Source organism: Nonomuraea basaltis (genome assembly GCF_005893125.1).
GTDB lineage: Bacteria > Actinomycetota > Actinomycetes > Streptosporangiales > Streptosporangiaceae > Nonomuraea > Nonomuraea basaltis.
Genome location: NZ_VCJS01000315.1, coordinates 1 through 11,485, shown reverse-complemented (window position 1 = coordinate 11,485; position 11,485 = coordinate 1). Strand labels below are relative to the sequence as shown.

The window sequence follows — 11,485 nt, the reverse complement described above, 5'->3', positions numbered from 1 at the left end:
GCCGGGCGCGCTATCTCATCCGAGACCGGGATGGGAAGTTCCCAGCCCTCATAAAACGAAATCCTCGCCGAGGCCGGCATCCAGACCGTGCTCACCGGGATCCGGATGCCACGTATGAACTCGATCATGGAGCGATGGGTGCAGTCCTGCCGCCGCGAACTCCTCGATCGCTGCCTGCTGTGGAACGAACACCATCTGCGTCACGCTCTTCGCGAGTACGAACGGTTCTACAACCAGCACCGCGCCCACCAAGCCCTTGATCAAGCGGCCCCGCTACGCGTCGTCCCGGATCTGATCAAAGATCCAGGGCGCATCACCGCTTTGGACATACGCCGAAGAGACCGGCTCGGCGGCGTTCTCCACGAGTATTCACACGCAGCTTGAACTGCATGGATGTAGTTTTCGGCAGGCGCAACCACCGCCGACAAGCTCAACATCGAGCCCGAAAAGTACCCGCCCCCGATACCGGTGGACCCACAGCGAGCCCTCGGCCGCTGGAGCGGCTCGGCCGTTCGGGAGATCCTCTCCAACCCCAAATACACCGGCTACATGGTGTGGAACCGGCGAGCCACCAAGAAGGGCGGCAAGAACAACCCGCCGAGCGAGTGGATCTGGTCACCGCGTCCTACCCACGAGCCGCTGGTGACCAAGGACCTGTTCCAGGCAGCCACCACGATCGGCCGTACCCGCCAGGGCTCGCGCACCAAGCCCGGCCTGAGCACCCACCCGCAGACCAGCCCAACCTACCCGCTGCGCTCCTACCTCATCTGCGAGATCTGCGACCGGCGCATGCACGGTAAGAGCCGCAGCGAAGTGTCGTACTACGCCTGTGAACCCGACATGCGTCACCACAAGGACCGCCGCGACTGGTACGCCAGCCATCCCAAGAGCCTGTGGGTCCGCGAGGACGACCTCCTCGATCTCGTGCACGAATTCTTCGCCGAACGCGTCTTCAGCGCCCAGCGCCTGGCTCTCCTGCGGCAGCGACTCCCTCAACAGCCCACGCCGGAAGACGGACGCGAAGACCGGCTCAGGAAGGAAATCCGCGATCTGGAGAAGCGCCAGGACAACCTCATGATCCAGATCGAGGGGCTGGTGGCGCCGACCCGAGTGGAGGGCCACGCCAGACGCCGCGGTGGCGGACAGGTCGTCCACCTACGGCTCGGCTGCGACCCGCGGCGGACTTGTCCGAACGCGGTTCCTTGTTCAGCCACCTGTAAGGAAGATCGTGTCGGGACGGCGTTGGATGTCGCCGATGACGGCCTGGCCGACGCGGGCACCGGACCGCGATGTATCCAACCCCGATCCCGGACCTGCGGCAGCCGCACCGCCGCGCCTGGAAGGCGGATCCGGGCACAGTAACCGGAGCCTACTGAACCACGCGGATGTTCAGCTCAACCTCCCAGCGAGTCTTCCGCGGTTCAGTCCGCGGGTCGGTCACGTATGCCTCATAGCGGCACGTGAACCGGTCGCCCATCGGGTCGTCGCTGCGATCGAACACGACACCGTTCGCCTTGGCCCAGTCAATCAACGCGCTGTTGGCGCGCCTCGCGTGATCGCGGTAAGTCAGCGTCGCGTACGGGCCGGCCGGCAGCACGCCGGCGCTGACCCGGGCATCGCCGGGCAGCCGGTCGGGGGTGACGGCTCCGACCTCGATCTCCATGGGGCCTTCCATGTCGATGACATGCAGCCGTAAGAAGAACGGGCCGACTGCCGCGACGCCTCGTCCGTCCAGCCATTCGTAGAGCTCGCGCAGGAGGTCATCGCGCACCTTGAACATGCCGCGGAACGGTGTCACCAGGCGTATACCGATACAGGGCAGCTCGGGTCGTTGCTCGATCCGGGGCGGCTTGATCAGCTCCACGATCGCCAAGACTACGTTCCGGCCGACAATCAGTTCAATCGTTGTTGACCTGGATCCGCCTGGGCAAATGCCGTGACCGGCGGACGACCACCGCGTCTTCCCTGTTCAGCGGCCTGCGCGAGGGATTGTGCGTGCCGGTGGTGCGGTGCACGATGGTCCGCGTCAGTCCGGAGGGTCCGAGGTAGCCCGACTGCGGGTCCCGCAATCGCGGAAAATCCCACGAACCATCTCTGACCTGGATTCCCGCTCGGCTGAGACCGCGTCGTTCATGAGGACGACGATGGTGTTCGCCGACTTTGCTGAGAACCGTGATGTTCGGAACCCCCGTAAGATGTGGCCAGTGGGGTGGGAAACACTCGGGCAGTGGGGCGAAGACGTCGCTCGCATCGAACCGCTCGCTGGCGGAGTCGCCAACGACGTGTGGAGCGTGCGCGTCAACGGGCACCTCGCGGTCGGTCGTCTCGGTGCCAGGAGCGACGCTGATCTCGCGTGGGAGACCGAGCTCCTCCAACACCTCGACCGTGAAGGTCTGACCGTGCCGGTGCCGATCCCGACTACGGACGGCCGGCTGTTCGCCGACGGTCTGGTGGTGATGACCTACCTGGATGGCGGACCGCCCGAGACGCAGGCCGACTGGCGTCGCGTGGCCGGCACGCTCCGCGAGCTGCATCGGTTGACGCAGGGCTGGCCGCAGCGCCCAGGTTGGCGATCGTCGACCGACCTCCTGCACGCCGAGACCGGGACGAGGATCGACCTCGGCGCGATGCCCCCTGAGAGCGTTGCTCGATGCCGGGCAGCGTGGGCGCGGCTCACCGGGCGTCAGACATGCGTCGTCCACGGCGACTCCAACAACCCTGGCAACGTCCGCATGACCGCGAATCAAGTCGCGCTGATCGACTGGGACGAGTCGCACGTCGACGTCCCCGACCTCGACCTCGTGCTGCCCGACAACGCCGCCGGGCTCGACGACTGCGCGTACGACATCGCCGCGCAAGCGTCGGCCGCATGGGAAGCCGCCGTCTGCTGGGACGACGAGTTCGCAGTCAAGCGGCTCGCCGAAGTTCGAGCGGTCTGAGAACGCGTTCGAGGAGTGGGGTTATTGGCGGTCGAGTGCGCACATCTGCCGCGGTCACGGCGCTGGCGAGATGCCGAAAGCGCCCGGTGATCGCAGCCCTGCCTCGGGTTCGGGGAACCAGGCTTCCCGCGGCACCGTGAGCCAGAGGTGGGCGGCGGCCAGTTCGTCCGCGGCCCCGTGCAGGGCTCGCAGGCCGGGGTGGTCGGTGTCGGCGCGCCAGATCATCGCCCAGGGGAACACCGCGACCGGCTCCATCAGCGGTCGCAGGACGGCGCCGGGGACGGCGGGCTGGGTGGTCATGGTGAGGATGGGGGCGTTGCGGTCGTGGATGTGCTGGGCGAGTTCGTCGACGCCCTGAACGTGCGGGTGGGCCAGGGCCGGGTCGACTCCGAAGGGCGCCAGCAACTGGAGCACCGCGTGCTCCCAGCCCGGCGTCGCGTGGTTGCCTGCGCGGATGCAGACTCCGGTGCCGCGAAGCGCCTCCAGCGGCACGGCGTCGGTCTGGGCGAGGGGGTGGCGTTCGGGCAGGAGCACGGCGATGGGCTCATGTCGTACGGCACGCTGCCGCACCCCGTCGAGCCGGCCCGGCACGCGGCCGAAGGTGACGTCCACCTTCTCGGCCAGCAGCAGCGGCACGGCTGCCTCGGCGCCGGTGTGGAAGCGGGCGAAGAACTCCACCTCGGGAGCCCGCCGGCGCGCCTCCGCCAGCACCAGCGTGGGGGTGAGGCCCGGGCCGACGACGTCGACGGTCAGCGACTGGGGCTCGCCGCGTAGTTCGAGCAGGGTCGAGTCGTACAGTCCCAGGATCTCCCGCGCCCGGCTGAGCAGCAGCCGGCCGGCCGGGGTGAGCGTGACGCGTCGCGTGGTGCGCTCCAGCAGCCGGGCGCCCATCCGATCCTCCAGCCGGCGGACGTCACGGCTGAGCGCCTGCTGGGCCACGAAGAGCCGCTGGGCGGCCCGGCTGAAATGCAACTCCTCGGCCACGACCACGAAGTGGCGCAGCAGCCGGATCTCGACGTCGTCAGGCACGGTTCCTTCCTAGCCGATTAACACGCCCGGCGCGTGAATCACGTTCGAACAGGTGTTGGATCCCACTGCGCCGGGGCGGTCACGATTGCCGTGTGAGATCCACCGATCGGGGAGGAGCGTCATGACCGCACGAGGCGCGATCACGGCCTGCTACGGGCTGACCGGCGTGCTGAACGCACTGTGGGGCGCCACTCTCCCGGCCACCGACGCACGCCTGGGCCTCGGCCCGGGCCGGCTCGGGTACGTGCTGATGGCCCTGGCCGTCGGGGCGCTGGTGGCCATGCCGGTCGCCGGCCCGCTGGCCGACCGGTGGGGCGGGCGGCGCCTGCTGCGGCTGGCCGCCCCGTCCACCGCGCTGGCGCTGGCCGGGCCCGCTCTGGCCGGTTCCGTCGAACTGCTGGCGGTCTCCGCCGTCGTGCTGGGCATGCTGCTGGGGGTGGTCAACGTGGCGCTGAGCGTCCAGGCGGTGGCCGTCGAGCGCGCGCTGAACCGGCCGATCATGGCTACGATGCACGGCACCTGGACGCTGGGCGCGGTGGCGGGCGGCGGGGTGATCACGGCGGCTCTGCGTGCCGCCGTGCCCGTCCAGGCGCTGATGGCCGCCGCCGCGCTCCTCCTGGCAGCGGCCATGTCGGCGGTCGGCGGACGGCTGGACCGGCATGCGGCCCTCAGGCCCGTCGTCACGGCTGCGCCACCGAGTCCGTCGTCGGTGATCATGCTGGGAGTGGTCGGCGCGGCCGCCTTCATCGCCGAGGGCGCCGCCACGGACTGGGCGGGCGTGCACGCGACCCGGGTCCTGGGCGGAGATCCGGCCACCGGCTCGCTGATGTACACCGTCTTCTTCGTCGCGATGACGCTCGTGCGGTTCGCCGGCGACGCCGTACGAGCCCGGCTCGGCGCCGTGGTCACCATCCGGCTGGCCGGGTTGACGGCCACCGCCGGGTACGGGCTGGTCCTGCTCGCGGGGGCGCTACCCGCGCCGGCACGTGTCGGATGCGCCCTCGCCGGCTGGGCGTTGACCGGCGCGGGCATGGCGATGGTGTGGCCCGTGGTGACCAGCACGCTGGGCGCGGCCGGCGGGAACGCACGCCGGCTCTCGGCGGTCACCACCATCAGCTACGGCGGGGGCCTGATCGGCCCGGCGCTCATCGGACCCGTCGCTGCAGTGGCCGGTCTGCCGCTTGCCCTGGTGATCCCGGCAACCCTGGCGCTGCTCGTAGCCGCCATAGCGCCACCCCTGCTGATGGCAGTCGTCAGATCTCACACCCATACCGCAGGGGCCTCGACGGCCCCCGCACAGAGGAGGATGCCATGACCCGCACGATCACCACCGCCACCCTCGACGTCCCGGACGCGCGCCTGTACTACGAGGTACGCGGGCAGGGCCCGCTCGTGGCGCTCGTCGGCGCCCCGATGGACGCCGTGTCCTTCGCGCCGCTGGCCGACCTGCTCGCCGCCGACCACATGGTGCTCACCACCGACCCACGCGGCATCAACCGCAGCCGGCTCGACGACCCCGAGCAGGACTCCACCCCGCAGTTGCGCGCCGACGACCTGTCCCGGCTGCTGACGCACCTGGACGCCGGACCGGCCACGGTCCTGGGCTCCAGCGGCGGCGCGGTCACCGCGCTGGCCCTGGCCCAGGCCCGTCCCGAGCAGGTCCACACCGTCATCGCCCACGAACCCCCGCTGCTGAACCTGCTGCCCGACCGTGAGCAGCTGCACGCCGGAACCGACGACTTCATCGCCACCTACCTGGCCGGCGACGTCATCGGGGCGTGGGCGAAGTTCATGAAGCAGGCAAACATCACGCTGCCCGAAGGAGCGCTGGAGATGATGTTCGGCGGCGACCGCGATCCGCAGCACGTCCAGGACGAACGCCGCTGGTTCGCCCACGAGATGATCCACACCAACCGCTGGCTGCCCGACCTGGACGTCATGCGTTCGCTGCCGATCCGCTTGATGATCGGCATCGGCGAGGACTCGGCCGGTGAACTGTGCGACCGCACCTCCAGGGCCCTGGCGAACGCCCTCGGCGTCGAGCCCACCCTGTTCCCGGGCGACCACACCGGCTTCGCCGATCAGCCCGACCGCTTCTTCACCCGGTTGCGCTCCGTCCTGTCGCAGTGATTCCCCCCACGAGGGCCACGCACGGCGCGTAGTCCGGCGTGGCCCTCCGCGGGGCGCGGCGGCTGTGGCGCCGGCGATCTGGTGCTGTCTCTGCCGACGCCCCGCCCAAAACCCATATCTGAACTCTTGAGTACAGAAATTTCCTGTCCTGTTCAGTTCAGGTCATTACCCCAGCGAAAGGCAGACGTGAACGAGATTTGGGCCGTAGTCCACGTCGAACGCGAGGCACTGATCCGAGACCTGGAGACCCTCCCCCCGGAGCGGTGGGCCACACCGTCACTGTGTCCTGGCTGGGACGTTCACGACGTCCTGGCCCATCTCGCCGATGACGCCAAGACCACCCGCGTGGGCTTCCTTCTGCGTCTTGCCGCTGCCCGCTTTGACTTCGACCGCTACAACAACGCGGGAGTCGCCCGGGAGCGTGCCGGCGAACCACAACTCACGCTCGCCTCGTTCCGTGCGGCGAGCCACAGGACCACCAGCGCCCCGGCGCCGAAGGCTTCCCGGCTGGTCGAAGTGTTCGTGCACGGAGAGGATGTCCGGCGCCCGCTTGGCCTCAGCCGGGACTATCCGGTCGCGCACGTCGCCGCCGCGCTTCGTTACCAACTCAGCACCGGTGTGGCGCTCGGCGGAGGCAAAGAACGAGCACATGGACTGCGTTTGATGGTGACCGACGCAAGCATTGACGTCGGCGAAGGTCCGAAGGTGCGCGGCACCGCCCTGGCGCTGCTGCTGGCAGTGTCGGGGCGGCCCATCGGCGCAGATGAGCTCACGGGCCCAGGCACCCCAGCACTAACACGAGACGGAGGACTTCACCATGGCTGATACCGGGAGAACGACGCGCGAAATCGATGCCACGTTCACCGCCTCAATCGTTCCCGATTCCAACAGCGGTTGGCCATGTGTGCAGATGCCCGGCTCGGCGGACTTCTTCGGCACTGGGAAGGCCGTCAAGGTGGCAGGCACGGTGGACGGGCACGCATATGAGGCAACCATGCTGCCGGTCGGCGGAGGCACACACATGATGCCGCTTCGCGCACCATTCCGGAAGATCATCGGCAAGGGCGTCGGCGACGAGGTGACGGTGCACCTGACGCATCGTTTCTCCTAAGCAGGGCAGTTGTAGATTGAAGATCTTGAAGTCGGCGTAGGCAGGATGCCGGCGGACATACGAACGGCCACCGGCATCATGATCGTTCGTGACAACAAATCCAGATGCGGTGGCCGCACAGCGCGTCGTCGCTGGATCAGGCTGCTCGAAGGCGGGTTCATCCTCGCCGGTCGGGGTGAGGGTGAGGAACGTCGCGTTCCAGGTACGGCCCAGAGCGGCCCGTATGAGCAGCGCGGTGATCGGGTCGTCGGACAGCCGCTTGCGGTAGGTGGGCAGGTGGGCATCGAGCCATGCGCGCTCGCCGGGGTGCGCCGCCGTCGGTCGACCAGCTGCGCGCCGACGGCATCCCGGTCAAGGACGAGGACGCCGCCCGGCTGTCCCCGCTCGGCCACGTCCACCTCAACGTCCTGGGCCGCCTGGACCTGGAGATCGCGCCGGGAGAGTTTGTGGCCCTGCTCGGGCAGAGCGGGTCGGGCAAGAGCACGCTGCTGCGGGCCCTGGCGGGGCTGGACGGAGATGTCGCCGGGGACCTGCTGCGCCGCCTGTACGAGGAACACCGGCCCGCCGTGCTGCTGGTCACCCACGATGTGGACGAGGCGATCGCGCTGGCCGACCGCGTCCTCGTGCTCGACCACGGCAGGATCGCCGCCGAGCAGCGGCTGGATGCCGATCGGGGCACCACCGAGATCCGATCCGAGCTGCTGCGGGCGCTCGGCGTCGGGAAAATCCCTTTAAAGTGAGTAGGAAAAGTTGACTATCTGCGACGTGAGATCGTACATTACCGGGATGAACGAGGACCGGGACGTGGTCGTCCGCACGGACCTCCCGGGGGATACGCACTGGTACGACCTCCCGGACGACGAGGCCCAGCCCGAACAGGAGGAGCAGCCCTCCGCACCACGACGGTCCATGTGGCGGCGGCGGTCATCGTGAGCGGCGGAAACGTGGTGGCGCTGGTCGGCAACCCTCGCAGCGGATCCAGGACCCTCGCGGTGGCCGTTGAAGCCGCCGAGACGCTGGCCAAGCACATCGGGCACGATGCTCCGGTAGAGCTGGTGGACCTGTCGGCCCTCGGCCCGCACCTGCTCTCACCCTCGCCGTTCCCGGACGTGGAGGTGGCGCTGGAACTCGTCACGGAAGCGGACGTGATCGTCGTGGCCAGCCCCACCTACAAGGGCACCTACGCGGGGCTGCTGAAGGCGTTCCTGGACCGGCTGCCCTCCCAGGCTCTGGTCGGCACGGTGGCGTTGCCCTTGCTGGTGATGGGCGACGCGCGGCATGCGCTCGCCGTCGAGGTGCACCTACGCCCGCTACTGGTGGAGCTGGGCGCCGTCGTCCCCACGCCCGGCCTCGCGCTGGTCGAGGCCGATCTCCCGCGCCTGCCGGAGGTGCTGGAGCGGTGGCACACCGCGGTGGCGCCGCAGGTGAGGGCGGCGCTCACGGATGCCGCCAAGGTGTGACGGGCGGCCTCAAAGGAAACGTTCAAGGGAAGGTCATCGTCTGTGCCCAGCTCCGTGCCGTCGCCTAGTCTCGCGACCATGTCGATCGACGAGAACGCCGTCCTGCTCCCCGACCCTGATTGCGCCGTGGTCGCGATCGAGCCGCCGGCCGTGGGGGAGGGGTACTGGGCGGGCGCGCCCAGCGCGGTGGCCGCGGATGGGCTGGTCTATCTCGCCTACCGGCTGCGCCGCCCGGTCGGGCAGGGCCGCGGGTATGCCGTCGTGGTCGCTTGCTCGGCGGACGGTGAGCGCTTCGAGACGCTGACCAGCGTCACACGTGAGCAGATGGACGCCGAGTCCCTGGAGCGGCCCTCGCTGGTACGCCTGCCGGACGGGCGCTGGCGGCTGTACCTGAGCTGTGCCACCGCCGGCACCAAGCACTGGCGGGTGGAGGTGCTCGAGGCGGCCGATCCGGCGGCGTTCGATGCGCGCTCGCGCGTCACCGTCCTGCCGGGCGATCCGAAGACCGGGGTGAAGGACACGGTGATCGTGCGGCGGGACGGCGTGTGGCACCTGTGGGCCTCCTGTCATCCGCTGGCCGACCCCGACGAGGCCGATCAGATGGTCACGGACTACGCGACCAGTGCCGATGGCTTGGAGTGGACCTGGCACGGCACCGCTCTGAGCGGCCGGCCGGGGCTGTGGGACGAGCGCGGCTCCCGGGTCAGCGCGGTGCGTTTCGACGGCGATCGCGTGCTGGCGTTCTACGACGGCCGGGCAAGCACGGCGGAGAACTACGAGGAGCGCACCGGCATCGCCGCCGGAACGGAGCCGGATGCGCTGACCCCGCTGGGCGAGGAGCCCGCGGCGCTGTCGCCGCATCGCGGCAGGGGCCTGCGCTACCTGGACATCGTGGACCTGCCCGCTGGCGGAGCCCGGCTGTACTACGAGTACACCCGCCCCGATGGCGCCCACGAGTTGCGTACCGAACTGCGCTGATCGGGCGCACCGGCCGCCCGCGCCGGTCGGCCGGTCCGCGTTGATCAGGATCGGCGTCCGTTGCGCGACTGCCGCTGCCCGGGCGGCCGGGCGCCGACCAGGCCGCCGGAGCGCTCGCGGGGGCGGAGCCAGTCGCTGAAGTCCTCGCCGGTGACGCGCTGGAGCAGCCGGATGTCGTCGGCGAAGTACGGGAGGAGCTGTTGCCGCTGCTCCCAGGACAAGGGCCGGCGAGCTGGGCCCTGGCGCTGGATCAGGGCCTCGACCGGCATGGCCAGGGCGGCGGGCAGACGCCTGCGCAATGACGACAGCATGAGGTGTCGGGCCCCCTCGGCCGGGTGCGCAGTCACGTTCTCCCTGGGAACCTCGGTGAGCACCCCTTGGCGCACGCCGAGGAAGGCGCAGATCCGATCCAGCGTGGCGGCGGGCCGGTCGACGATGTCCCGGTAACGGAAGATCAGCACCTGGTCGCGGGGGAACAGGCCGAACAGATGCTCCAGCTGTTCGCCGTACCGGCCCATCCCGACGTAGTGCCAGAAGTGTCCCCACCCGTCGGCGATGCGCCGCTGTTCGGCCTCGCACGCGCGCACCAGGTCGCCGATCGGCTCCAACCCGGCCGACCACAGATGCGTCCAGTTGGAGTGGGCCCGCTCGACCGGGTCGCGCAGCGTCACGATGAGCCTGACGTCGGGGATGGCGGCGTGGATGCGCCGCTGAGCGGCCAGGTCGTAGAGGTAGAAAGGCGTGGACTCCCCGGTCAGGGTGCCCGGGGGCGCTTCGGCGAACAGCGCCTCGTAGTCCGCGCGCCGCCAGATGTGCTCCTGATAGGTCGCGGCGTCGCCGGGACCGCCTCTGTCGGGCGGCGGGCCGTCGGTCAGGAAGAACTTCGGCTCTTTGGTCGTGGACAGAGAGAGCTCCGGATGCTGCTGCAGTGCGCTGTGCAAGGCCGTCGTCCCCGCTTTGGGCACCCCGGCGATCAGGAAATCAGGCAGGGACACCGTGTTCCTCCCGGCGTTCGGCAAAAGAGCCCCATTTTCCTACCAGAAATATCGGATACTCAAGTATGGGTTTGGACAGGACCCGCTCGCCGAGCGAGCGTGCCGAGACACCCCTGACCGCCGCCATCCTGGCCGGGCGATGGATACGCTCCGCCGCCGTGGACGACGAGGGCGGGAGGCGCTGGAGGGCCAACCCGGATGCCCGGGGCCGGTCGGCGCTCGCCGCCGCCGAGCCCGCCTCGCTGTACGCCGGGACGGCCGGGATCGTCCTGTTCTTTCTGGAACTGGCTGCGGCGACCGGACACGAGGCATACCTGGAGGACGCCCGCGAGGGTGCCCGCTGTCTCGCCACCACCTGGCGGGACCAAGCGGACCTGTCGCTCTACCACGGGCTGACCGGCACCGTCGTGGCGCTCATCGAGGCCGGGTGGGCGCTCGGCGACGGCCGCTTCGAGGAGGAGGCCGTGGCCGCGGCCGACCGGATCGTCCGCGCCGCCCGCGCGCTGGACGGCGGCCCCGGCTGGACGGCGGATCCCGCCCAGCGTGGTGACGGCGGCATCGTGCTCGGGCTGCTGCGCGCCGCCACCGCGCTGGGCGTGCCGGCCTACGAGGACATCGCGGTGGCGGCGGGGGAGCGCATCGCCGCCCTGGCCGTCCCCGGCCACCGCTTCGGCGACTGCCCGGACCTGCCGGTGGACGCGGTCACCCCAGGGTTCCTCGCCGGCACGGCCGGCACGGCCTTCCTCCTGGCCCGCCTGTACGGCGTCACCGGCGAGCGGCGCTTCCTGGAGGCGGCGGGCCGGGGCGCCGGTTTCGTCCGCGAGGTCAGCGTCGTGACCGACC

Annotated in this window: 15 protein-coding genes; 12 read left to right on the top strand and 3 right to left on the bottom strand. The window is 69.9% G+C overall.

Annotation, left to right across the window (positions count from 1 at the left end; all coding sequences use genetic code 11):
• The first annotated feature begins 105 nt into the window (after window positions 1-105).
• A complete protein-coding gene (locus EJK15_RS78210; protein ID WP_420847176.1) occupies window positions 106-384 on the top strand; it encodes an integrase core domain-containing protein in 279 nt (92 codons plus the stop codon).
• An 84-nt stretch (window positions 385-468) separates the two neighbouring features.
• On the top strand, window positions 469-1,362 hold the full coding sequence (locus EJK15_RS62905) for a recombinase family protein (protein WP_171075298.1): 894 nt from the start codon (window positions 469-471) through the stop codon (window positions 1,360-1,362).
• A gap of 7 nt (window positions 1,363-1,369) precedes the next feature.
• Here EJK15_RS62905 and EJK15_RS62900 read toward each other — a convergent pair whose 3' ends face one another.
• A complete protein-coding gene (locus tag EJK15_RS62900; RefSeq protein WP_171075297.1) occupies window positions 1,370-1,864 on the bottom strand; it encodes a GyrI-like domain-containing protein in 495 nt (164 codons plus the stop codon).
• A 280-nt stretch (window positions 1,865-2,144) separates the two neighbouring features.
• Between EJK15_RS62900 and EJK15_RS62895 the strand changes: the two genes are divergently transcribed.
• Window positions 2,145-2,939: a phosphotransferase gene (locus EJK15_RS62895; RefSeq protein ID WP_206062069.1), complete on the top strand. Its 795-nt coding sequence runs from the start codon at window positions 2,145-2,147 to the stop codon at window positions 2,937-2,939.
• A 54-nt stretch (window positions 2,940-2,993) separates the two neighbouring features.
• Here the strand turns inward: EJK15_RS62895 and EJK15_RS76920 are convergent, their stop codons facing one another.
• Complete coding sequence (locus EJK15_RS76920) at window positions 2,994-3,968, bottom strand: LysR family transcriptional regulator (RefSeq protein WP_138719853.1); 975 nt, start codon at window positions 3,966-3,968, stop codon at window positions 2,994-2,996.
• A gap of 121 nt (window positions 3,969-4,089) precedes the next feature.
• On the opposite strand from EJK15_RS76920, the gene EJK15_RS62885 reads away from it, so the two are divergent.
• From EJK15_RS62885 to EJK15_RS62850, 8 genes are all read left to right on the top strand, one after another.
• Complete coding sequence (locus EJK15_RS62885) at window positions 4,090-5,283, top strand: MFS transporter (protein WP_138719852.1); 1,194 nt, start codon at window positions 4,090-4,092, stop codon at window positions 5,281-5,283.
• Window positions 5,280-6,098: an alpha/beta fold hydrolase gene (locus EJK15_RS62880; RefSeq protein ID WP_138719851.1), complete on the top strand. Its 819-nt coding sequence runs from the start codon at window positions 5,280-5,282 to the stop codon at window positions 6,096-6,098. The genes EJK15_RS62885 and EJK15_RS62880 overlap by 4 nt, the downstream gene beginning before the upstream one ends.
• 186 nt (window positions 6,099-6,284) lie before the next feature.
• A complete protein-coding gene (locus EJK15_RS62875; RefSeq protein ID WP_138719850.1) occupies window positions 6,285-6,923 on the top strand; it encodes a maleylpyruvate isomerase family mycothiol-dependent enzyme in 639 nt (212 codons plus the stop codon).
• A complete protein-coding gene (locus EJK15_RS62870; RefSeq protein ID WP_138719849.1) occupies window positions 6,916-7,209 on the top strand; it encodes a DUF1905 domain-containing protein in 294 nt (97 codons plus the stop codon). Before EJK15_RS62875 ends, EJK15_RS62870 begins: the two co-directional genes overlap by 8 nt.
• 290 nt (window positions 7,210-7,499) lie before the next feature.
• Entirely contained in the window at window positions 7,500-7,949 is a 450-nt protein-coding gene (locus EJK15_RS62860) for an ATP-binding cassette domain-containing protein (protein ID WP_138719848.1), read from the top strand.
• Window positions 7,950-7,995: 46 nt separating this feature from the next.
• Window positions 7,996-8,142: a hypothetical protein gene (locus EJK15_RS72160; protein ID WP_171075296.1), complete on the top strand. Its 147-nt coding sequence runs from the start codon at window positions 7,996-7,998 to the stop codon at window positions 8,140-8,142.
• Window positions 8,139-8,669 carry an NADPH-dependent FMN reductase gene (locus EJK15_RS62855; protein WP_138719847.1) on the top strand — a complete coding sequence of 177 codons (531 nt, stop codon included), beginning with the start codon at window positions 8,139-8,141 and terminating at the stop codon, window positions 8,667-8,669. Before EJK15_RS72160 ends, EJK15_RS62855 begins: the two co-directional genes overlap by 4 nt.
• 78 nt (window positions 8,670-8,747) lie before the next feature.
• Window positions 8,748-9,647 carry a glycoside hydrolase family protein gene (locus EJK15_RS62850; protein WP_138719846.1) on the top strand — a complete coding sequence of 300 codons (900 nt, stop codon included), beginning with the start codon at window positions 8,748-8,750 and terminating at the stop codon, window positions 9,645-9,647.
• A gap of 44 nt (window positions 9,648-9,691) precedes the next feature.
• Here EJK15_RS62850 and EJK15_RS62845 read toward each other — a convergent pair whose 3' ends face one another.
• Window positions 9,692-10,642 (bottom strand): sulfotransferase family protein, encoded by a 951-nt coding sequence (locus EJK15_RS62845; RefSeq protein ID WP_138719845.1) that lies wholly within the window; start codon window positions 10,640-10,642, stop codon window positions 9,692-9,694.
• A 65-nt stretch (window positions 10,643-10,707) separates the two neighbouring features.
• On the opposite strand from EJK15_RS62845, the gene EJK15_RS62840 reads away from it, so the two are divergent.
• Window positions 10,708-11,485, top strand: a 778-nt coding sequence (locus EJK15_RS62840; RefSeq protein WP_276615580.1) for a lanthionine synthetase LanC family protein, incomplete at its 3' end; no start/stop codon positions are given.

What these genes read in the sequence shown, in the direction of transcription:
- EJK15_RS62880 (WP_138719851.1), top strand. Translation starts at nt 5,280, where the DNA reads ATGACCCGCACGATCACCACCGCCACCCTCGACGTCCCGGACGCGCGC.
- EJK15_RS62860 (WP_138719848.1), top strand. Translation starts at nt 7,500, where the DNA reads ATGCGCGCTCGCCGGGGTGCGCCGCCGTCGGTCGACCAGCTGCGCGCC.
- EJK15_RS62870 (WP_138719849.1), top strand. Translation starts at nt 6,916, where the DNA reads ATGGCTGATACCGGGAGAACGACGCGCGAAATCGATGCCACGTTCACC.
- EJK15_RS62850 (WP_138719846.1), top strand. Translation starts at nt 8,748, where the DNA reads ATGTCGATCGACGAGAACGCCGTCCTGCTCCCCGACCCTGATTGCGCC.
- EJK15_RS62885 (WP_138719852.1), top strand. Translation starts at nt 4,090, where the DNA reads ATGACCGCACGAGGCGCGATCACGGCCTGCTACGGGCTGACCGGCGTG.
- EJK15_RS62895 (WP_206062069.1), top strand. Translation starts at nt 2,145, where the DNA reads ATGGTGTTCGCCGACTTTGCTGAGAACCGTGATGTTCGGAACCCCCGT.
- EJK15_RS78210 (WP_420847176.1), top strand. Translation starts at nt 106, where the DNA reads ATGCCACGTATGAACTCGATCATGGAGCGATGGGTGCAGTCCTGCCGC.
- EJK15_RS72160 (WP_171075296.1), top strand. Translation starts at nt 7,996, where the DNA reads ATGAACGAGGACCGGGACGTGGTCGTCCGCACGGACCTCCCGGGGGAT.